This is a genomic window from Microbulbifer sp. YPW1 (assembly GCF_013367775.1).
Taxonomy (GTDB): Bacteria; Pseudomonadota; Gammaproteobacteria; order Pseudomonadales; family Cellvibrionaceae; genus Microbulbifer.
Genome location: NZ_CP055157.1, coordinates 1,828,325 through 1,849,789 on the forward strand (window position 1 = coordinate 1,828,325; position 21,465 = coordinate 1,849,789).

General features: G+C 49.6%; 10 protein-coding genes. 3 read left to right on the forward strand and 7 right to left on the reverse strand.

Features of this window, described 5'->3' with window-relative positions; translation table 11 throughout:
• Positions 1-10: 10 nt before the first annotated feature.
• Genes HUW35_RS07815 through HUW35_RS07840 form a run of 6 tightly spaced genes read right to left on the reverse strand, consistent with a single transcriptional unit; the run spans position 11 to position 16,729 of the window.
• Positions 11-5,461: an ATP-binding protein gene (locus HUW35_RS07815; RefSeq protein WP_181255023.1), complete on the reverse strand. Its 5,451-nt coding sequence runs from the start codon at positions 5,459-5,461 to the stop codon at positions 11-13.
• The gene (locus tag HUW35_RS07820) at positions 5,458-7,140 is read right to left on the reverse strand and encodes a hypothetical protein (RefSeq protein WP_181255024.1); all 1,683 of its coding nucleotides are present in this window, start codon (positions 7,138-7,140) and stop codon (positions 5,458-5,460) included. The genes HUW35_RS07815 and HUW35_RS07820 overlap by 4 nt, the downstream gene beginning before the upstream one ends.
• Positions 7,130-11,302, reverse strand: a complete 4,173-nt coding sequence (locus tag HUW35_RS07825; RefSeq protein WP_181255025.1) for a protein kinase — start codon at positions 11,300-11,302, stop codon at positions 7,130-7,132. The genes HUW35_RS07820 and HUW35_RS07825 overlap by 11 nt, the downstream gene beginning before the upstream one ends.
• Positions 11,302-12,717, reverse strand: coding sequence for a restriction endonuclease subunit S (locus HUW35_RS07830; RefSeq protein ID WP_181255026.1), 1,416 nt, complete (start codon positions 12,715-12,717; stop codon positions 11,302-11,304). Before HUW35_RS07830 ends, HUW35_RS07825 begins: the two co-directional genes overlap by 1 nt.
• The gene (locus HUW35_RS07835) at positions 12,714-14,735 is read right to left on the reverse strand and encodes an N-6 DNA methylase (RefSeq protein ID WP_181255027.1); all 2,022 of its coding nucleotides are present in this window, start codon (positions 14,733-14,735) and stop codon (positions 12,714-12,716) included. The genes HUW35_RS07830 and HUW35_RS07835 overlap by 4 nt, the downstream gene beginning before the upstream one ends.
• A complete protein-coding gene (locus HUW35_RS07840) occupies positions 14,732-16,729 on the reverse strand; it encodes an N-6 DNA methylase (protein ID WP_181255028.1) in 1,998 nt (665 codons plus the stop codon). The genes HUW35_RS07835 and HUW35_RS07840 overlap by 4 nt, the downstream gene beginning before the upstream one ends.
• A gap of 352 nt (positions 16,730-17,081) precedes the next feature.
• Between HUW35_RS07840 and HUW35_RS07845 the strand changes: the two genes are divergently transcribed.
• From HUW35_RS07845 to HUW35_RS07855, 3 genes are all read left to right on the forward strand, one after another.
• Positions 17,082-17,432, forward strand: coding sequence for a helix-turn-helix transcriptional regulator (locus HUW35_RS07845; RefSeq protein ID WP_181255029.1), 351 nt, complete (start codon positions 17,082-17,084; stop codon positions 17,430-17,432).
• 120 nt (positions 17,433-17,552) lie between these two features.
• Positions 17,553-19,442 carry a DEAD/DEAH box helicase family protein gene (locus tag HUW35_RS07850; RefSeq protein ID WP_181255030.1) on the forward strand — a complete coding sequence of 630 codons (1,890 nt, stop codon included), beginning with the start codon at positions 17,553-17,555 and terminating at the stop codon, positions 19,440-19,442.
• A 5-nt stretch (positions 19,443-19,447) separates the two neighbouring features.
• Positions 19,448-20,242, forward strand: coding sequence for a hypothetical protein (locus tag HUW35_RS07855; RefSeq protein ID WP_181255031.1), 795 nt, complete (start codon positions 19,448-19,450; stop codon positions 20,240-20,242).
• Positions 20,243-20,410: 168 nt separating this feature from the next.
• Here HUW35_RS07855 and HUW35_RS07860 read toward each other — a convergent pair whose 3' ends face one another.
• Positions 20,411-21,115 (reverse strand): antitoxin Xre/MbcA/ParS toxin-binding domain-containing protein, encoded by a 705-nt coding sequence (locus HUW35_RS07860; RefSeq protein WP_181255032.1) that lies wholly within the window; start codon positions 21,113-21,115, stop codon positions 20,411-20,413.
• Positions 21,116-21,465 lie beyond the last annotated feature (350 nt).

Genomic DNA, 21,465 nt, shown 5'->3' on the forward strand with positions numbered 1-21,465 from the left:
GCAACAGCCGCTATACGGCTGTTTTAGTGCTACCACCATGTTGTGTAATGCGAGGTCTACATTTTATCTTGACCGCCCCACGCGTAAAAGCTTCGTCGGAGGCTTTGCTCGACCACACATAAGCTTCACCGGTTCCAAGATGGCTCATCCTGTCTGAGGTCAAGTCACCAAGTGCTGCATTGGCTTTCTGAATGTGTCTCAACCAGGCAGGTGAATTGAACTTGTGCATGATGATCTGCGATGAAAGTTCGATCAGTGAGACTGGTACCGAAGGGGGGTCCTGCGAGGCAACCATGATACTAGTCCCCTTGTGTCGCATTTCACGAACAACTTCTACCAAACCAGAAATCAAATCATCGTTTTCGATGTATTTATGTGCTTCATCGAAGACCACCAGTTTATTGAAGGTACTTCCTTGGTAGGTCGCTTCCGAAAAGATTTGTAACATAACCACAAATAGACCGAGAGCTTCATCTTTTTCAATATACTCGTCGCGAAGGTCCACGATTATCAGGCGGCCAGGCCTTATAAGATCTTGAAGTCGCTGGTTATCATCAATGTACTCAGATGCAAACAAAAGGCGAGTCTGAGCCAAATCTTTAAGATGATCCGATAAGCTTGAAGACTCAATGCCGGCTCGCAAAGCCTCCAAAGTCAGATTGTCGCGCAGCCCCCTCATGATGAGATTAATTTGCCGCATGTACATGCTCTGGCTTCCAATCGCACCCATAAGAAATTTCCAGTGTGCCGCCTTTAACTCTGAGGCAGAGAAGGCTATCGGCTTGACCTCGATATCTGGGTACTCGGCTCGGCGATCATCTACCTTATTTTCGGGAGTAAGAATTAGCACATCCTTTAGCGCTTCCGGATTTGCCTGGTAGCGCTCACGAAGTATCTGGATCTCTTCATCTACCGAATTGGCGCGATTCATTGAGGTAAATTCCGGCGCATAATCCTGCGTCGGGCTGTAATGAAAAATTACTGTGGCGAGAGGACTTGGTAGCACATTGATGTGTTCTACAGGCATGGAAGCCATCTCTATGGCTGTACCAAGGGTATAGCTTTTGCCGCCACCCTGTACTCCAAAGAGGCTAATGGTATGGGTGTGATTGAGGTCTAACGCTATTTTCCTGCCGGAAACCTCTCCGAGCAATCCGTATTGGGGCGAATCGCCATTCACACCCAGCATAATGTCATAGCTGACCTCGCATTGAGGTTTAGTTTGAGATTCAGATTCAAGCTCGGGTTTCTGGGTGGTTCCTTCTGGCACACTATCGACGACGGTAGGCTCGATATCCTCTTCTCGTCCTTCACGCTCAATAACGGAGGGGAGAGCTATTTTCTCGACAGGTTCTTTCTGTGCGTCATTCTCGTCTTTGCCAGAAGCCGCTCCTTCTTCTGCGGCAGGGGATGCTGGCTGGGGAATTTGTGTCTCCGATTCATCATCCCATAGTTCTTCTAAAGTCCAGGACGTCGACCGTTCTCTTTCAGGTGCGATAAAGTCTGCGGTTTTTAGCTTTGGCACACCCGGAATAAACAACTCACTGAGAAAACTAACTGTCGGTTCTTCTTCAGATACGCTAGTGGCTGGTTTGCGGCAGTTTTCTAGTAATTCACGAATTAGATCTTTACCTATGCGGTAAAATTCAATGCCTACCTCTCTATCTGGAGGCTCGGTTCCTGGTTTGTCGAAATCAAAAATCAGTGCACAGCGTCTGAACTGCAGGGCGTAACCCTGCTCTATAGATTCAAGAAAGCCCCGTGCTTCCTGTGCAGCAGCCGTATCAAAGATGCCGTAACGTAGAGAGCGCTCCAAATAGAAATGTAGAATCTGAACTAGTTCACGACTTTTAAGCAGTCTGTCTGGACGATCCGGATTTTTCAGAACTGGGTCGAAATGACGCTGGAGAATACGCTCGCTTTGATTGATTTGTGCGGAAATGCGCTCTTTAAGCGAGTTAAACGCCGAAAGATCGCCCACTTGTGAATAACATTTCACTTCTACCAAATTGCACGTAATTGTTCTCTTGTTCAAATCCAAGTCAAACAACGCTAAGTCAGTGCGCTGTAGGCTGATCCCATCGCTGACATCGTCTGACTCACCGCCTGTGCGGTAGAGGTCTATGTGCGCGTCTAACGGCACGATGACCTGATTACTCAATGCACCCTGATATTCAAGGTAGAGACGCGCTAATGCCAGGCCGAGGGCCTCTGCTTGTTGTGTTCGCGCAGAAATTAGCTTTAGGGCGAGCTGCCCTGATAGTGATCGTAGGTTCGCCAGTAGCTGAACTGATTGCTCGCCGTCGGCGGACAAGCCGTATTCGAGTAATACCGGCTTTAGCATGGCCTCCAGCTCATCGTTTGAGCGCGAAGAGATGATTAGGTTGTGCGTCGCTTGGGAGCTGGCTCCAGGTACATAGTCAATCAAATAGTCTGGCCTATTCTTCCTTCCGCCATGGTCGAAGAATTCAATTCCCATATTACGATCGATGTTGAATACCCAGTCGCTAACCTGGTGGACTTCATAGATTAGCTCTCGTTGAGCCACATCGAGGCCAAGGGTCACGACGGGTACGGCTTTGAAGCTGGCGCCAGAAGCGGCAACTGCTGAGGTCGCGAAACAGAGATTTTTGCTCAGTGATGACAACAAATCAAAACACGGGGCTTGGTCATAGCTAGCGAGGGAACGTCCAACTATTGGCCGTTTGTTCCAGAAAGTACCCGAATCATCATCAACGAATTCGGTGGCGAAGTCCTGTATTAGTCCTTGTAGTGGAACCGCTCCCATTGGCATTTCTGCAATGGAAAGCTCCTCGGCGGGAAATACATCGAGAAGAAGACTGATGTGTGCTGGGAATTTCTGGGGATTTTCGTGGAATTCGTTCAGCGCGTGCTTGGCCAAATTCATCTTTGAGAAAAGATGGCTACCTGTTGAGGTGGCAAATGCATCGGCAGCCTCATTTATGGTGACTTCTGGGCGGACCATGTATTCAAGGGCTTCGCCCAAGACCGGAGAGTCAGGGTCAGAGGTAAAGAGCCGAATGTCATAGCGCAAATCGGCATGCTCTCGCTTCTGCTGAAGCGATAGTAAGGCATCTGCTAGCACTGAACCCGCTCCAGGATTGAAGATGTTCAGTGACAACTCTCGTACATAGGGGTGCTGGGAGAGATAACGCTCAATTTTGTCCGCAATGAGCTTCCCAGAAATATCCGTTCCTGCAGTAGACGGTTCAGCCAAACCCAGAGCAGAACAGATCTCAGCCATTAAGCCGCGGACGTTATCCTCAGTCGTTGGGGCGTAGAGGGCCCAGAACGTATTTAAGTTGTCTACGGGGGTGAAGATTCGTCCATCCTCGACCGGGATGCCGACCGGAAAAGCTGAGGGTACAAGGCTATCCAGTAGGGCAGAGCGGATATGAGGAACATGGTCCCTCCCGCCGGCCTTCAATTTCTCAATCCATTTCTTACCCAAAGTCCCCCAACTGCAAAGCCACAACGCTCGGAGAGGGTGGGTTGGGGAGACCATAACAGCCTCTCTGTGCTTCCCTCGAAAGTCTGTCAATATAACGTGAACGGAATCAACGGCCAGAACGTTTCGGAGTGTTTGAAGATAGTGCTGGCTCTCCGTCCCTGATGTTGTCTCGGCCTGTCGGACAAGATTTCTCACTAGATCGAGGTAGCTTTCAGCATATGTAAGGCATTCCTTCTCGGAGTCTCGGAATGAAAGTCCTTGCATGATCAGTTCGGCAGTATCCTTGCGCACTGTCGAAAAGAACTCTTCGCGGGCGGCGAGGAAAGAAGCCATCGCGGCTGAAGATGGCAGTGTCAGTGCTCCCTCAGACGGTGGTTCGGCGGTATCCAAATTGACTTGCATTCGCCAACCTGATGGATGCTTGGGTTCCGCCAAGATACGCTGCTCAATAGTTTTGAGCATGCGCGAAAGCGGGATCTGAACAGCGCCTTCACGGCCGAATTTTGCAAGCAACGTTTCCTGACGCCCGGCATTTTTCGAGCGACCACCTTCAGCCCATGTGATACTACTTACCGTTATATCTTCCGGATCACGCTCATCACTCAAGGCAGTTAGCTGTAGCCGGAACCGTGCATGCTCCAAACTCTGCTCAATGGGTATCGCACGCTGTGGTGGTTCCTCCTCGATAATGCCACCCGGCAGGACATAGAAAGGCTCACTTTCATGGGAGCGCTTAGCATCCCCAATGCCGGATTCAGCTTCAAGTGGGATCGGGTCACCATCGGCCGTCCAGGGCAAGATGCGGATGAAATGCCATCCTTCCTCGAACTCTATCTTGTTAAGCTTAGTTAAATTGGTTGTGCATTTCAGTCGATTTGGTGTCCAAGCTTTGACCTTTTTGGACTTCCCTACTGGGCCATCGTTTTGTGAAACGATCTGAACTGAAAAGTGGTCGAGCCCACTGACTTGACCTGGGTGAGGATTAACCTCAAACACCACGTTTATTTTACGTCGTTCATTAGGGGCCAGGACCTGCTGTCCTATCAGGCTCGAAAGTTGCTCGTCAGTCTCATCTTCTTGTACAAAAGGTAGGTCGGTTTCCGTCACCGTCAACAGGATCTTGTCCAGCGACAGCTCTTCTCGAAATTTCCACTTGTCGAAAGAAATGCTCCACCAGCTTTTGTCGACGGCAATAGTTGGCGTCCAGGATTCAGGCTCCTGGACATCGTATTTCTCAAAGTAAGCGAATAATCGAGACTCGAGTGCTTTGTCACTCAGCCCCAAATTGGCTATACGACCTCGAACCGATTTGTGCGAGGTCATCAAACTGCGAACGCTGGCAAGGTTACGGCGAATCTTTCCATTCACCGTGCCGAGATCGGCAAAGAGCTTAAAGTCAGGAATCAACGTCAATTCATACAGGCTGGCCCCGAGTGTTTCTCCATCAATCCCATTTTCGAGCGCGGTCAACAGGTACCGAACGCGGGAAACGCTATCGGCAAATAGCCAATCCTCTTCCGTTAGTAGGCTAAACACATCTCTAACATGACCAGCCAGTGTTCCTGGAATCCGATCAAGTAGCGAATCAACAAGATCTTCGTAGATTCCTGTGAATGTCAGTTCTTCAAAAGTCGCCACACCGAACGAGTCTTCGGCGCTGGTGCGAAGCGAAGTCGGTATGAATACCAGTAAAGGCTGACGTAGCCCGCCGTCTGCATCCGGGTTGCGCAACTCCACCAGTTTGGTAGAAGTGACTCGGAATGGCTGACTCTCCTGGTCATGGCCGCCGAGGATAAAGATGTTTCCGTTTGGCTGGATCCTGCGCAGTTCTTTGCAGACCGACTCCATTACATCATCGTCGAGATCGGTTATACGTATGCAGTGCCCTGGACCACGATCACTCAGGATCTCATCAATTCGTGGGCATAGCATACCAGCGACGGCGGCGTTCAATTTGCCCCGGGAAAGCTTGGTGAAGGCATTACTCATTTACTACGTCCGCCTTTATTTGTTCTGTCAATTCTCTCAATCGCATAGCGGGGCGATACTTTTTGCGTCACGTAGGCGTCCGACAGGTCTTCATAGAACCCAATTTCACGCAGGCGACGTTTGAAGGCTTCAAGGTTAAGACGAAGGGCGCGTCTATCTAGGATGCTGCTATGTGCCTGTGCCACTTCTGGCAGTTGGTCAATGTAAAGACCATACCGGTGCCTCAAGAAATCCAGTAACTCTTCGATGCGAACTTCCCGAGTCACGAACTGTCCTCCATCCTGGGTGAGTACCGCTACCTGAAGGAGAACTTCGAGTAGTTTACTTCCGAGAACAAATCGTCGTGGACTTCCTTTGGTGCGAGATTGGGCCAGCAGGCCGCTTTCTTTATTTTTGAGGAGTAATGAGTCAAGACACTGAGTGATGTACTGACGGTGATACTTTCCCCGATACGCCATCAGGATTTCGATGAAGGTTTCGAACTCGCCGAGTCCCATTTCAGTGACTTCGCGAATCTCAGGATCGACATCTCCGTTTCCAGAAGATGATTCCTCGATCAGACTTGCCAAGCGAAACTTGAAGTAGGCCTGCCGATCTGCATCGTGCTCGGGCTTCAGCAGGGATACCAGATCACCTATGCTGAAAAACCCGTTGGCGGGAGTAGCCAGTTTGCCGGTCTTTTTACTCAAGTATTCCGCCATTTCATCGAGCTTTTTGACGACAAAATTAGCTTGTATGAATGAAGGTATCTGGCGGTACAGTCGGTCAGTCGACTTCCGAGCTAACTCAGCCATATGTGGATTGCTGATCTCGCCCATGTCCACAACTAGGGCTATTTGGTAGGGACAGCCTTCCAGTGCATTGTCGAGATCGGGGTTAATCGGGCAATCTTTGGTGGTACAAACATTATTGCCAGAGCGTTGCTTCACCAGCTTGGGAAGCACGTGTAATAACTTGAGGTGGTAGAGCGCCAGGTGGAAAGCCATCAAAGTTTTGAGGTAATCCACCAACACCGAACGCGGAATGTAGGGCTCATAAGCCAGCAGCCGCAGGATGTCATCAGCCATAATATCAGCCTGGCCGATACACAGTGGCTGAAAGCGCGAGGGCTCCTTGGAGTCTTTCATGTCCTGGGTAACCTGGTGGTCCAGGCGTAGGATGGCTTGAGTTTCCACATCCACGGAAGCGGTGGGATCGTAGCGGTCCGTAACTAAGTCGATTCCCGGAAAGAAAAAGCGCTTTAAGGCGTCTCTTGCCGCTTGCCCTTTGCCCTTGCGGGCGTAGAAAAGCATCCAGTAAATCTGCTCTGCCGCTCCGTAATCTCGAGTGTGTTTGGCATTGCGAAATTTATAAGTATTGCCATGCAGTGGTCTGGGTGCAGCTAGGGCCTGATTGCTCTTGCCCCGATTGACCAAGTCCATTAGGTCCGTCTCAATCCAGGCGCGAACGATATCTGGGTGCTTGTCAAAGCCTGCGAACCATTCTCGGTGCTCTAAAAAGTCTTCCAGAAATTCATCGACAGAAAGGTCGCCTCCACGTGGTGGCCGGCGACTGGCATACCCATCGTATTTCAATCGCGGAAAAAGCATCGTCAAAACACGATCCATCTCGATGTGCTTGAAATCGAGATACGAGACTTTGGGAATTCTGAACTCTTTATCGCGTCCTTTAATTGACATTGTATTCAGCACCCTTCTCTGAAACTTCCATCACCAGTCTACCGTCATCTTCCCGGCGTATTTCGTAGAATCTGTGACCAGCCCTAGTGAGTAAAACCTCTTTGTAAGGCACCGAGGCTAGTAGGTTTTTAAATACCGATAGGCTCAGGAGGAAACCCTCTTGCTCCTCAATACTGGGGCGATAGCCGTTGTTGAGGCGCATTAACATTTCATAGATATCAAGATTGATTCGCAGGCTAGCTCTGTGCCCGTCGCCGGAGTCATATTGCAGCACCAGGGCCTGAGGCAGGCTCTCTAGAAAAGGATGAGCTGTTGTTTCTTGCTCAGCGCTCAGCGTGAAATGGTCACCGTCAAACAGTCGGTAGCTACGTATGGTCCCCTTCTCTACCTGGCGGACGCGCAGTGCCAACTGGTTACCCAGTCGAGCCGGATTGCTCAGTCCTTCGCCTCTATTGATGGCCTGTAGAATGTTAGTAATTTGGTCCGCGCTTTTCGCACCAGGTTGTTCAATGGCGTCCACGAAGGGATCGATACTTCCGTAGGGCAGCATCTCCCTCCAACCTCTGTCCCGTCGCTCGAAGAAGTGTCGGCGTCGCATGTGCGACAGATAATTCCGGTGCTTGGAGATCAATCGCGCACGGCTCTTAGACGAATAGTCGCGGGGTAGGCTGCGGAACAGTGTCTCCATTAGCTCATTGTCATATCCGGCTCGCTCAGCGAATGAGTAGCGGCTCATTACCTTAGTCTTGGGGTTGAGAAAGCCTAGTTCTCGGTCCAGAGCCGGATTGCTGACTTCGGCAATGTCAATCTCGCGCAACAAGGCGATAAGTCGGTCATTCGACCCTTCTTCCCCTCCAAGCCAAGAGTTGAAATAAAAGCCGTCAAGAATGCGCTTCTGGGTTTCTTCACCACTCTGTTGGTAGAGCTGATGAATACCCTCACAATCCCGAGTACCCACTAACATGAAGGCTAGCGCCGACCGTAAATCACGCATCGTAATGTGCAGGCGACCGCGCAGATGGGTAATGGTGTAGAGCATCTTCAGGCGTTCAATCACCCTGGTACCGGCAACCGGATCTTGGAAGGTGCGAGCATTGTGATAGGCATAGCACTTAACCTTGAGATCGCACTTCTCGCACGCCTGCCAGTATTCCTGATGTGTCATACGAGCGATCAACCGTTCCATGATGGATGGCTGGCCCTCTTCGGGCTGGGAAACCACCGAGCGCAGATTGAGGTTGATAACCGCGACACCTTCTCCGGGTGTCGCTCCGGCTAACCCTTGCTGGACCTGTTTGGCAAGTAGCGGGAATTTCTCTTCGTGCTCCAGGAAGAAGTCGACCAATCGGCCCTCATTGATGGCGATCAGGCGGGTCTGATTCCCTGGCCATTGTGAGGTATCACTGCCTGCAAACGGCGCAAAGAACTTTTGTAATACTGTGTCGTTGCGCTCGTCCCCCTCATCTTGGCTACCGTCATAGTTACTCTGATAGTTATGCCCATTGAGCTGAAACACCGCCCCATTCGCACCACGCTGCATCTGTGCGCCTTTGCTTTCGGCAAAAGCTTCGAACTGCTGAATAAAAGCCGTTTTACCGTCACCAGCGTTACCACTGATAACAACTAAGCGGAACTCTCCTTTGAGCAGAGCGGGCTTGAGTTTCTCGTCCAGATATGTAGATACGTAGGTGGCCTTGCCAACTTCATCGAGACCTCGAGTCCCCGCATTGGACACTTGGCTTTGGCTATAGAGAGTTAGGAGATGGGTTACAAAGGGGTTTACGTTAGGCCTGGCCGCGCTTAAGCCGAGCTTCGAAGCACCCTTGTACCCAGTGCCAATGTCGGTCGTGGTTAGCAGCGAGCGCAAGTGCTTAACCTCGGCCAGCGCGGCCGAGAATTCCTCCACGGATGCAAAGCGATCCTTGCGCTCGGGCGCTATCGTCTTTAGTAGCACATCAATCAGAGATGGGCTAAGGTCGGCACAACCCTTAAACTGCTTCGGGTTCTTGGGTTGAGTATTGATCGGTGGCGTAGGTTCGTCGAAAGGGTACTTGCCAGTTAGGCATTCGTAGATGGATATGCCCAGTGCATACAGATCTCTGTCTATTCGATCAGAACTCTCTGGCTCGGAGGAATGATCGTAATCCGGTGGCAGGTAACGGCGTGTGCCACCACCGCCTTGAATCTCGTCATTCTCTGCAACTGCGACGTTAAAATCGATGATGCGGACTCCACTGTCGGTCCACAACAGGTTAGACGGCTTCACGTCCTGATGGTACACGCCGTGCTTATGGAGGTGGGCTAGCCCATCTGCCGCCTCCCGCGCAATACATACGGCATCGTCTAAGGATAGGGCCTCCGCATCTATTAGATCAGAGACATCAAGTCCGTCGACATAGTCAAAGACGATATACGGCGTCTGCTTGGCGTCGGCCATGCGATCCGCCCATATCACTTTAACTACGTGCGGGTGCTCGGGAAGATTGGTTAAGGTTTTGTATTCGCGGCGCAACCGTTCGTAAATGCTGCGGCGGTCTCTGGTTACCAACTTGATCACCCGCACGACATCGCCCAGGGAATCGAAGACCTTGTAAGCGACCCCAAAGCCACCACTCCCGAGTTTCTTCTGAATGCGGAAGCGATCTGCCAATATGAAATCTTGTGGCAGATCCATTAAGTTTTCTGGAAGCTGTCGCACATTTTCGCCGGGCCCGCTTGTATCCTGGGCGGGGTCGTCCTTGGCCTCGGGTAGAATCACGTCGTCCAGGGCTTTGCGAGCAATCGCTGCGCTAGTATGGCGATCCTCTGGGTCAAATTCGCAAAACTTCTGCAACCATTTGTCGAGTCCTTTGGGTAGGTCCGGCTTGTGCTCCGATGGCTTAATTGGGAATTTGCCGTCGGCCTCGATCATCTGATCGATATCTTCGTAAGCGAGTTCTCCAGTCAGCAGTCGATAAAAGATCAATCCTGCCGAAAACAAGTCCGATGCGATCGAGGCTTCTTTTGGTTCAGACTTTCTCTCCGATATCACGAGCTCAGGTGCGCGGTAAACGGGATCTAGTGACTCTTCGATTTGATAAGCAATCGTTTCGCTGGTCGAGCGCTGTTTGCCGACCCGAGCATAGTCAAAATCTGTCACCCGCCCGTGACCACCTTTAGTAACCAGTATCGCATCCGGGGTGAGATTGCGGTGGATTACTTCGTTTCGATGGGCGTGGTCCAAGGCAGCCAGCACGTCCCGCATCAATTGCAGCTTTTGATCAAACGTCAGCGCTAGGGAAGCCTTGTTTATGTGGAGGCGTAAGGGCTGACCGGGCAGATCCTCAGTAACCAGCACCACCTTATCTTCATCGTCGGATACGAATAGGTCCTTGACCGAAAGCACATTGGCATGAGCGGGCATGTGCGCTACAGCACGATACGCGTTGCTGATCTTCTTGAACTCTTCCTCGCGAGTCCCCTCATCTTGGTAAGGATCTGCCTGGTAGACGCGCAGTCGGGCTAAACCGCCGCTCTTACCCAATAAATTGTGCTTGGCGCGGTACTCGGTATAGCGGTCGGTTCCACCGAGTTTTTCTTCTACTTGCCAATCGCGATATACCTGTGCAGCACTTTTCGGTTTCGCGTTGCCAGTAATCGCTTTTGCGATTTGAGGATGGAATCGAGAAATGGATTCCAGACGGCTGTTCGGGATTCGACTGGCATCGCGAAAGTACTTCAGGCAGCGTTTGAAGTCGGTGACGTCTGGGCTGTCGATACCAGCTTGATCGAACACCGTCGCATTATCTGCCGTAAGTAGTACGGCGGCGTGTACATGCGCCTTACGTAGTTCCGTAAGGCCTTTATTACTCTCGCTAATAATGCTTGCCAATACCTTGGCATGGTGGCGTAGTTTTGCGAGGGGGGAATGGAAGGACAGTCGTCCTTCCGGATACCATTTTGAGCCATACACATCGATATTGCCCCGCGTGCCTTTAACGTCCACCAGATAGACTGCGTGAGGCGTGAGGATAGCGATGTCGATTTCGAACACCTCTAGCCCCTGCCGCATCTCAAAGTTGTGGAATATCAGCCAGCTCTCCGGGAGATGATCCCGGAGAAAGCCTATGGCTTGGCGTTCAGATTCGTTCGCGGGTTGGCCGATGGGTATGACTTTCGCCACTAGCTGGCTCCTTCCTCGATTGTACGCTCCACAAGAGCTCGAGCCTCATCTTCTAGCTCGATTGCTTTTTCTCGCGCCCTGTATGCTTCTATAACTAACTCATTGCAGCGCCGACGAACATCCTCAGGAGGGTAGGGAATAGGCAGTGCTGGCAGCATCGTATAATGATGATCCTGAAGCTTACTGCCTACTGAAATAGAGCGAAGCATTCTGAAGGCTGTTTCTGATCGCATGAAGGCAAATAATGCACCTCTTTCTATTAATTCTTCATTTGCCAAGACTCGTAGTATGTGTTCGGAATAAGCATTTTCTAAGGCCTTTCCGGTTGCAAACTCGGATCGGCAATAGAGCTCAGATTCACCAAGAGTTCCCTGTGCTGCGACCAGAACGCAGCCATCTTCAACAAGCACCCCGTCAGGGACAAAATTTTTCCCGATCCAGCGGCCTTGGGGTCGCAACCAAAATAATTCCTTCTGCCCTATCAGTCGATAAGCATATTCCGGATCAGCATCAACTCGACTAAAACGAACACCGCGCTTAAGTGTCCCTGGAACACAAAGCTCCCCCAATAGTTTCCAAGAGCCCTGTTTTATCCGATCGCAAAGTCGATTAAATCGAGGGTTGAAATTTAATGCTCGTAGAGATTTGGACCCCGCCAGTGAGCTAAAACCAAGGTCGGAGCCCCAGGAATGCCATTCACCTGGAGTGATATCTTCAAGGCCTACAGATTCTAAATAGAGTTGTGTTGCGTCATTTAAATATTTTTGATATTGGTCCAGTAGTGAGGCAGATCGCTCAATTAATTCATGCGCTTTATCCTCTATGAGATCTCCAAGGCGTGGAACAAGTAAATCACTAAAATGTTCGGGCTCTAGGTGCGTAATTACTGACCCATATTTGCCAGATAATACAAAGGGCACCCCAAAACGAGTGCACAGATATGCATAGAGATAACCTGACTTGACCTTAACTGGATCCGCGACAACCTTTATGATGTCTTCGTTCGACCAGATGCCCGCCATGCTAGAGCGCGCATAGATAGTTCGACCTACACTCCCTGAGCGGGTGATTAACGTCATTCCTTCACTAACTTTTTGGTTGATTAGCTTTCTTGATTCAGCTTCCTTTCTACTAATTAAGGGAAGTCGCGTTAAGTCGGCCTGCATCATGAAAGTTGTCGTCAAAAAAGGCACGCCGTAATTTGCATCTCTTACATAGGTGCGTGTGCTTCTCGGCCCATAGAAAATCCCACCTTCATGCCCTGTCGTTATATCTGGCAATCTTTCAGTGTCGTGCTTTTTTAGAAGTTCGCGAATTTCAGCTGCACCGGACATGTAGGGAGTACAGTCGAGCCGTCGACCATTCTGCTCTAGCCAGCTACTTGGAATCGCTTTTACCTGAAACTTTCTACTCATGACGAAACCTCGCCGCTTTCACAAAATTGCTTATATTTTTCGGCCACTACGGGCAGTTCATCGTGAATACGGCGATTTCGCCTCGTCATCCGGCGAATTCTAACTTCTCCGCCTTCTCGTATTCGCTCGACCACATCCTCATCGAAAACCATCTCTTCGCCGTCGGGAGCCCGTTGGAATAGTTGGTTTCCGCGAGCATCGAGACCGGCTCGGTCCACTACAGCCATAAAGACCTTGTATTCTGGGTGCTCTGTTTTTAGTAATTCCTCTGGACTACGACGGCGTAGCAGCAAAAGACTAGGCAATGCAGGCGCCAGGCCATACTCCTTTACGGTCACCTTAAAGGGCTCTAAGGGCAGATCAACCGAGGCCAGAACTTCACAATGTCGAAGAATCCACCAGCGGATGTATTCGTCACTGGGGTTGCCTAGAACACCATCAGGCAGAAGAATGCCAACACGTCCAGTTCCCGGCTTGACCCAATCGAGCGCGCGCTCGATAAATAAAACTTCTGGGGGCACGCCTGCTGTATTGATCGCCCCGGAGTTAATGTAACCAAGACCTACTTCCTCTTCTTCCCAAACCTTGCCAAGGTCATACTGGGAAAGAATTGATTCATCAGTAATTACATCCCTTGTTGTAAACCATGGGTTAAGCATTACGATATCCATGCTACCCAGGGGGATGGCCGGGCGGGCAGCTTCGATACCATCTAAGTCACCATCGGGAAACGTGCGTGCATCAATGCGGAAAACGCGGCCTGGGTTGCCCGTGGTGAATAGGAGGTTCATCCGGCTGGTCACGGCCAGAAAAGGGTCTATGTCACACCCCAGGGCATTGCTTGCTGCCCATTCAGCGGCTTCATTTTGAGCCTGGCGAATCTGTTCGTTGGTGGCCTCTTCAGGTGTTGTACCTATGGCCGCTAGCTTCTTTTTAAAGATGTGTGCGGCGGTAGTGGCGAGGAAGGTACCTGTACCGCTAGAGCAGTCCATAATGCGATCGCCAGCTTGCGGATCAAGCATTTCCACCGCCATTTCGGCAACGTTCAGCGGTGTAGGGTAGCGCCCCTCTCGGCCATCCATCACACTGCGGGCGACTGCCCGGAAAGCCTCGGTGCGGAAGCGGGGTTGAGTTTCGCTCAGCGAGTAACGAGCCAGCTCCATGACGACACGGGCTGTCTCGTGGGGTTCAAGATTTAGGTCCCAGCCACGGGTTAGTAGATTCGGTTGCCAGGACTTAGCTGCGCTAATGGACTCGTCGATGCGCCGTGCAATGGCCTGTTGGCCTTCTCCAGTAAAAGGTTCATCGCCCTTGGTCCAGAACTTATGCTCTCCGGTCGGGAGTGTCTCATCAAAGATCTTGGCTAGCATCAGAACTGCTAATTGCTTGAAGGAATCTTTGTGGTCGAGGCCCAAGTTCCGGTTTAGATACTGGTGGCAGCGTTTCAGTGCATCTCCTAGGTCTTCAGCATCCGCACTAATCTGGATAACACCTCCTGTACGGTCGAGGTCAGCGGTGTCTTCACCAGGAGCCGGCCATACACCTAGAGGCTTGGTGAGTGTTTCAAACCGCGCGTGCTCAACCTGAATAAGAAACTCTTCTTGGCCGTTAGTCCACATCCCGAGAGTAGCCGCAGGAATATGCTCGAGTAACTCCTTCAGTGGCTGGAGATCTGTATCCGCCTCGTCAAATGAGCGCAGCTTGTTACGGCTACTTTGGGCTTTACATACAATGACTCGCTGAAGGTTATCATTAGTATGTTCTGTGCCGGGACGAAAAATCGCAATATCGACGCGCTTACGCATATGCCCCGGAATACGCGGGTGATAATTGACTTCTATATCACCGCGGTCAAATCCATAGCTTTCGATTAGCATTCGCAAAATTTTCTGCGTAAGTCGATTTTTTGGTGAGGCGCTCTCCTTATTCCCAGTCAGAATGTCGACTAGAAAATTATCTGGGCCGCTCTCTTCGGTGGTTTCCTGTTGCGCCTCGATGGCATCGTTTTGATCGCTCACCCGTTCTGCTCCTTCAGAAATTCACGGTACTTCCCTGCGATAACCGGAAGATCATTGTCTTCAATCTTTTCACTGCGCGTCAGCGTACGTTCCACAAAGCGCCCCCCAATGCGGATACGCTCAATATGCTGCTTTGGCTCAACGATTTCCTCGCCGTCGGGTGTACGCTTGTATAGCTTGTTGCCACGGCGGTCGAAGCCAACCTTGTCTGCCACGGCCATAAAGACTGGGTATTCCTCAATACCGCCAAGCGCTTCCCGATGCTTTTCTTGCTCATCTTTTCTACGAAGGAACAGCAAGCTGGTCAGGATGTTGACATTGGCCTCGGCAATAAATGACTCAACTGGCAGATCGACGGATGCCAAGACCTGAGTTTCACGCATTATCCACCAGCGAATGTACTCTGCCGCCGGATTGCCGAGAACACCGTCGGGCAGCACGATCCCCAGGCGCCCGGAGCCTGGCTTAAGCCACTTGATACAGCGTTCAATAAAGAGAATCTCTGGAGAAACACTGCTTTTGAGAACACCTGTATTGCGGAATCCCCCCTCGCCATCGGACTCCCAGCTATGAGCAAGTTCATATTGCTCCAGGATATGCTTGTCTGTGATCGGGATGTCAGCACCAAATGGGGGGTTGGTCGCTATGATATCGATGGAGCCAAGCGGTATTTCCTTTTTTGCGGATTCCAGGTCCGCTAGGTGACCCAGCGGGAACTCCAGTGAATTGATGTTGTAAATATGACCTCGACCATCGCCCGCCAGCACCATGTTCATTTGCGCAGCACGGATTAAGAAAGGGTCAAAATCCGCGCCGTAAACGTTTGCGCCGGCATACTCTTTCAAGCGCTCAATATCGTTTAGAAAGCCCGTAGAGCTGTCATCACTTGATTTGGCCTCGTCGCGGAATTTATTGAGCATATGACCGAGCGTGGCAACTAGAAACCCGCCGGTTCCACAGGAAGGGTCAAGAATCGTCTCTGATTCCTTAGGATCAAGCATTTCAATAACGAGTTTGACAACCCCCCGAGGAGTGAAATATTGCCCGCGGTCACCACGTAGATTTACGCCCACCAATTCCTGATAGGCTACGCCTTTAGCATCGACGTCGGTACGAGTGAAGTCATACTTGGCGAGTTCTGAAACAATAAACGCCAGAGCTCGATCCGAGAGTGTGATTTCTTCATTACCTCGGAATATATTGCTGTACTGCTTTTTTACTTCCGCAAAAAGCTCTTCGATACGCTTGCGAATGGCTTTTCGGCCCTCTGCTTCGAACTGCTCTTTTGGAGCTGCCCAAAAACGGCGTACCCAAGCCTGGCGAAGCTTTCCGCGAAGGTTTTCGTCATGCATTTTGCAGAATATAAGGTATAAAAACTGCCAAAAAGCAGCATCTTTTGGCATGCCTTCGTTGCCGTGAATAAAATTATGGCAGCGACGGAATGTAATTTTGAGCATCTCATTATCGGCAACCCGCGTATAAGCATCCGATATGACTTCCTTGGTGCCGATCGATTCATCCGCTATTGGCCAGTCGCCGATTGGGCTGCATTTCGTTTCGAAGCGCTTTTGCTCCTTTTCTAAGAAGAAAAATTCGAGGCCGTTGGTCCAAAGGCCGTATTGAACTGCCTCCACTTCACGCATGATGCTCTCGATCTCGTCAAGATCTTTCGCGGCTTGCTCGAAGTCCCGAATGCGAACGGCACTTTTTCCGGCCTTGGGCTCCTGACGGCAGACCACTGCACGACCTAAATTTTCGATCGTATGCTCTTTGCCATGGTGGAATATGGCTACATCGACCTTCTTTCGGCCGCCGAGCTTATAGTCGAGCGCCATATCCTCAGGTGAGAACCCATATTCGTGAATGAGCGCTCGGACTATTCGCTGGCGTACCTGCTCTTTCTTCGATTCTTTGATTGGCTTGCCCGATATATAGTCAAGCGTATAGCCCGCCTGAATTGCATGTTCAACGGGCTTGTTTGGTGTGTTACTCATTAATTATCTCCACGCACCTTGCGGGGCGATTTCATATCTATTTGTTCTTCAATCTTTTGGGCCGTGAGTATTTACTCCTCGGCTCATCATTCATCAGTCGCGCACTCGGGCTGCAACCTGTAAGAACACGGCTCTTACAGTTGCTCAATAGGCGAGTCATCTTGTCGCCATTAATGCTGTCTGAAGTCGCCACACTGTCGGTCAAGAAGTAACCCGTTCGTGTGATATCTGTTCGGCTGGATCGTTCTCGCGTCACGTTAGCTCAGGATGCCATTGGATACTGTTAGGTACCAGACGATAGCAGAATATTTATGTGTTGCATAACACTAAACACTGAGCTATTGTAACTCCTATGAGTAAATTTGGTGAAACTTTGCGCAGCTTGAGGGTGGCGCAAGACTTGGGATTAAGAGAGGCTGCTGTTAAAGCAGGGATCTCGCCTGCCTATTTGAGCAGGATTGAGCGAGGTAAGGAGGGGCCGCCAAGCCCAGAAGTTATCAAGCATTTGGCTCGGGTAATGGCTGCAGACCCCGATGTCCTGTTCCGCTTGTCCTCTTCAACCGATCCTGAAGTGGTTAGCTACATCAATGAGCAGCCCATATTGATGTCTCTCTTACGCTATATCCAGGACTCCGGGTTCAGCGAGGCTGAAATTAAAAAATTGCTTAAGTCGGCAGAAAAAATAAAGAAAACTAGTGAGTAGGTTGAGGTCGAAGTAAGCCAGTTCATCTGCGGCCATGCTTCAAAATTTAATGAGTTCAAACCAATAGCTAAAGGTTGCTGTCGTTTGAGCATGAAGAAATAAAATAAAAGGGGAATCTTAGTGAGTAATAGTCAGGTCGCCAGGCACAGAGATTATGTTGAAAAGCTTCTGAAAGAAAATGTATTCGGGCACCAGCGAAGAGCAGCGAAAAATACATTTAGTGCACTGGGTCCTGGCTGTCGATCAGTAATTATGGCTGCGGAGATGCAGTCTGGTAAGTCTGGCGTTGCGCTTGCTCTCGCGTGTCTTCAAAGAAATAGTTTGTCTGATAGCGATATCGTTGACCAGTCTAAGTTGAGGGACACAATGTATGTCCTGACCATGCCAAACACAGATCTACTGGCTCAGGCGAAAGAAGACCTAAAGCCTTGCATGAATGCTGTAGTGACCAATTTGGTGCATTTTGAAAATGACCTGGAAAAATATTTCATCCGCCACGATCCGAAGCTGATCATTATTGATGAGTGCCATTATGGATCAGGTGAAAGCGCGGTACGCTATGAAAAGTTGTTTGAGTATGTGGAGAAGAAAAATAGGGAGTGTTCTATTGTTTTTATTTCCGCAACGCCGCTGAGTGCCCTTTTGGCCGCGGAAAATGAAGCGGTCCTCAGGAAGGATTTGAATACTAAACTAGTTTTTCATAAAGCAAGTGATGAATACCTTGGTATTACGAAAATGTTAAACCAAGGGCAGGTTATTTCTCTAAATGGTAGAAACCGTAATCTCCTAAATAAGTCTCCCGCTAGAGATAAATTTTTATCCCATGTTCGAGACTCAAAAAGCGAAGGTTGGGCCCTGATTCGCGTGCCTTCAGGGGCTGCGATGGATGCAAAAAAAATGCTCATCAAGGAGGGCTTTGAGGAGGAGAATATTTTTATTCTTGGCTCTAGCCTTAGCGGCGTTCCTGCAAATGAGCTTATAGACATTGACCAGTTCAAAAATCATTGTCAGCAGGGAATGTTATTTGGAAAGAAGGTCATTGCTATTACGGTAGCGGGTGTGCGAGCCGGAATAAATTTTGGCCAGGAAATGAAAGAGAATTTGCTTGCCTCATGGGATAGTACGGTTTCTAGTGTGGCGGCTATTGTTCAGGCGAACATCGGGCGTGCATGCGGCTACCATGGAAATAGTAATGCGCTTCATTTTACTAATATGTCTGGGGTTAAGGCGTATGCAAGGATCGTTGCATTCTTAGAAGAAAATTGTACGACGCATGCTACTGATGACATGGAGGGTCTGAGGGATGAGTTTGAGCGAATTTGTGCAGATAACGATATCCGAGGGCTCGATGCCGGGGCGCGGATAAATAAAGGCAGGAGTCGGAAGGGCAATAAATCTCTGTCCGAATATAAGGCCTACCACACTGATAGTTACTTAGTGGTTCCAGCGCGGTTGACTGAAGATTTTGATTATTCGCAGTATACCGATGACCCAGAATACCTTGAGTCCATAAAGGTAGTACGAGATACCCTAATAAGTGGCGGGCTTATGGTCAAAGGCTCTAGGTCGTTGCCACCCGGAACAAACAGCGTAGCTAACTGGGTAAACGGAGACACTTTCTCGAACCCGGAAAAGGCTATTGCTGGAGGCCCAGTTTTCGAACGTGTTGGGCGATTTACGACGCAGTTAGATCTTGAACATGACGTTAAGTTTAACGATATCGTGCCCGCTGGTGGCGGCGTTGATATTAATGAGCGGTCGATCGCGGTATTCGTGTTCAGTATTTACAATGAGTCGCGTCGGGATGTTGAGAAAAAGGTCATGACTCTTTCTGACGTTCATGAAGTCTCAGATGCCTACAATGTCGAAAGTGATGACACAGTTCTTGTTCTATTCAAAAAGGGTGAGTTCAGCCAGTCTCTAACTGATGAATTTATTGAAAGTAAGATCGAAGAAGAAAATAAGAGTAGAATTGTCGAAGAAAGTAAATTTCAGCGAGATTTTTCATAATATCCATGATTGAGCTGGAGCAGGAAGTATATTCGAGGATCGTGCCTACTAGTGTTCGAGATGTAGGTAAATGCTATTACTGTGGATGTGAAGCTGAAGCATGTTTCGATGATTTTGCGCCACCGAAGTCTAGCGTTTCTTTTTACCTAAATTCGGGTGAAAACTGTTCATTTGCTGTAATACCCTCGTGTAAAGAGTGCCATTTTTTTTTGAAGACCTGTAGGGATGGGCTGCTTGAAGGCAGGAAGTTGTTTGTCAACAGGTGCATAAAGAAAAAATATAGAAAAGCGCTTAATATTTACGAGAGGTGGAGTGAAGAAGAGCTCGAAAATTTAAGTAGAACATTCTCTGAAAGTGTCAAGGCGGGAATTAGGCTAGGTGAGGAGGCTTATGTGCGCCTTAAATTTCCTGGGTATGAGTACGAGATCGACGGCACTGTGTTCCATGCAAGACGTAGGAGTGTCGAATTATTTACCGTTTTCGGAGAAGAATTCGATAATTATAGAAATGCACTTCAATTTGCCGCTCGAACATATCGTATTAATATTAATGTCCTTAAAGAATGGTTGATCGAGCACGGAGCAAACTTCGACGAGGCGATTAATGCTTATTTTCGGCACATAGAGGAAGAAAAGCTTAGAAAGAAAAAGGATAAACTATGCCGTGAGTTTGCTAAAACCTATAAACAAAATAGCAATTTTGTGAAAGGGGCCTTGGACGCATATATGGATGCCAATCCATCGCTTTCTATGGAAGAGTGTCTGCAACTTATTTATAAAGAAAGAGTAAAAAAAGCTTAAGTCCAAAAAAACGTGATTCTCCAATATGGTGCTGCCCAAGTTGCTCGGCTGAAATAACCCAGATAATGCTCAATTTCTTGATGATGCGTTTTGCACTCTGGAGGTCGTCCCATTCAATGGCTACAAGATCGGTTTTCTGAATCCAATTTGTGTATTGCGTACAGTTTCTTATCCACCAAAATCCCCCTGCTCAATCCGCTCTAATAAGGCAATAACTTTTTCTCGCCCGCCGTTAGTGGGAAGCAGGGCTGCTGGTGGGCACCCAATTGCCGGGACATGAGTTACAAACCAAAGCTTGGCTTTTTCCTCGCTCGAAAAGACCCTTACTGCGAAAGTCCATACATCAAGCAGCTGGAGAATTTTCTCAGTATTTTTCTCAACCGCGCAATGATGAGATTCGTTATCTGTCTCGGCGGCAGAGAGCCATTCGGTGTCATCCTGATCAGGAACAAATCTGGTTGCGGGGCTTGCCTTGGTCTGTTTCTCAAAAACCAGATCCTGCACAGAAAGCTGCTGATCAAGGAATCCACGGACCATGTACATCCCCAGCATGCCGTGGCGCTCCACAATCTCTATAGCAGTCAGTCCGTCAAAGTGTTTATTTGGTTGTGATACCCATTGATACACCAAGTCTCTATTCTCGGGAAAAAGTACGCGCAGAGATTTATGGATGCGTAGCAGGGTACTGGCTCGCTCGACCTTGTCACGGTCGACGGCCAAAGATCCCCGGGAGAGATACTCGTTCGGATCAATGTGGCTCTCACGATCAAGACCGAGCAAGCTTAGCCTCTGGGGAGTGCTCAGCTGCCAATGCTCAAAGAGCTTGAGCAGCATCTGACCGATCCGGCTCCTTTCCTTGGGTCCTCCTGTCATGAAGCTTCTTCCCCATTCCGCAGTTGCTGATGGTCCGGTTTTGCGCCATCCCTCCTATGCTCCGGCCAACAAATGGCCTCAGCCAATACCCCTTCTTGGCTCATCCAATCACCTATACACACCCAGGCAAACCAGTCCCCGACTTCAGGAATTGAACAGCCGCTACTATCAGCTAGCACGACGCAGTATGGTTGATTCTGGAATTTGAACCGGGACATTAGTGACGTATGACCGGGATAAGTCGGGATTCTTTCAAAATCGTCTATCTGTTGTGGCATCTCAAAAAAGCAGGCTTCCGCTAGCTGGTCATGCCCATTTTTACGTAGGGCGGTACGCAGTGATTGTCGAAT

What these genes read in the sequence shown, in the direction of transcription:
- HUW35_RS07815 (WP_181255023.1), bottom strand. Translation starts at nt 5,461, where the DNA reads ATGAGTAATGCCTTCACCAAGCTTTCCCGGGGCAAATTGAACGCCGCC.
- HUW35_RS07820 (WP_181255024.1), bottom strand. Translation starts at nt 7,140, where the DNA reads ATGTCAATTAAAGGACGCGATAAAGAGTTCAGAATTCCCAAAGTCTCG.
- HUW35_RS07830 (WP_181255026.1), bottom strand. Translation starts at nt 12,717, where the DNA reads ATGAGTAGAAAGTTTCAGGTAAAAGCGATTCCAAGTAGCTGGCTAGAG.
- HUW35_RS07840 (WP_181255028.1), bottom strand. Translation starts at nt 16,729, where the DNA reads ATGAGTAACACACCAAACAAGCCCGTTGAACATGCAATTCAGGCGGGC.
- HUW35_RS07845 (WP_181255029.1), top strand. Translation starts at nt 17,082, where the DNA reads ATGAGTAAATTTGGTGAAACTTTGCGCAGCTTGAGGGTGGCGCAAGAC.
- HUW35_RS07855 (WP_181255031.1), top strand. Translation starts at nt 19,448, where the DNA reads ATGATTGAGCTGGAGCAGGAAGTATATTCGAGGATCGTGCCTACTAGT.
- HUW35_RS07860 (WP_181255032.1), bottom strand. Translation starts at nt 21,115, where the DNA reads ATGACAGGAGGACCCAAGGAAAGGAGCCGGATCGGTCAGATGCTGCTC.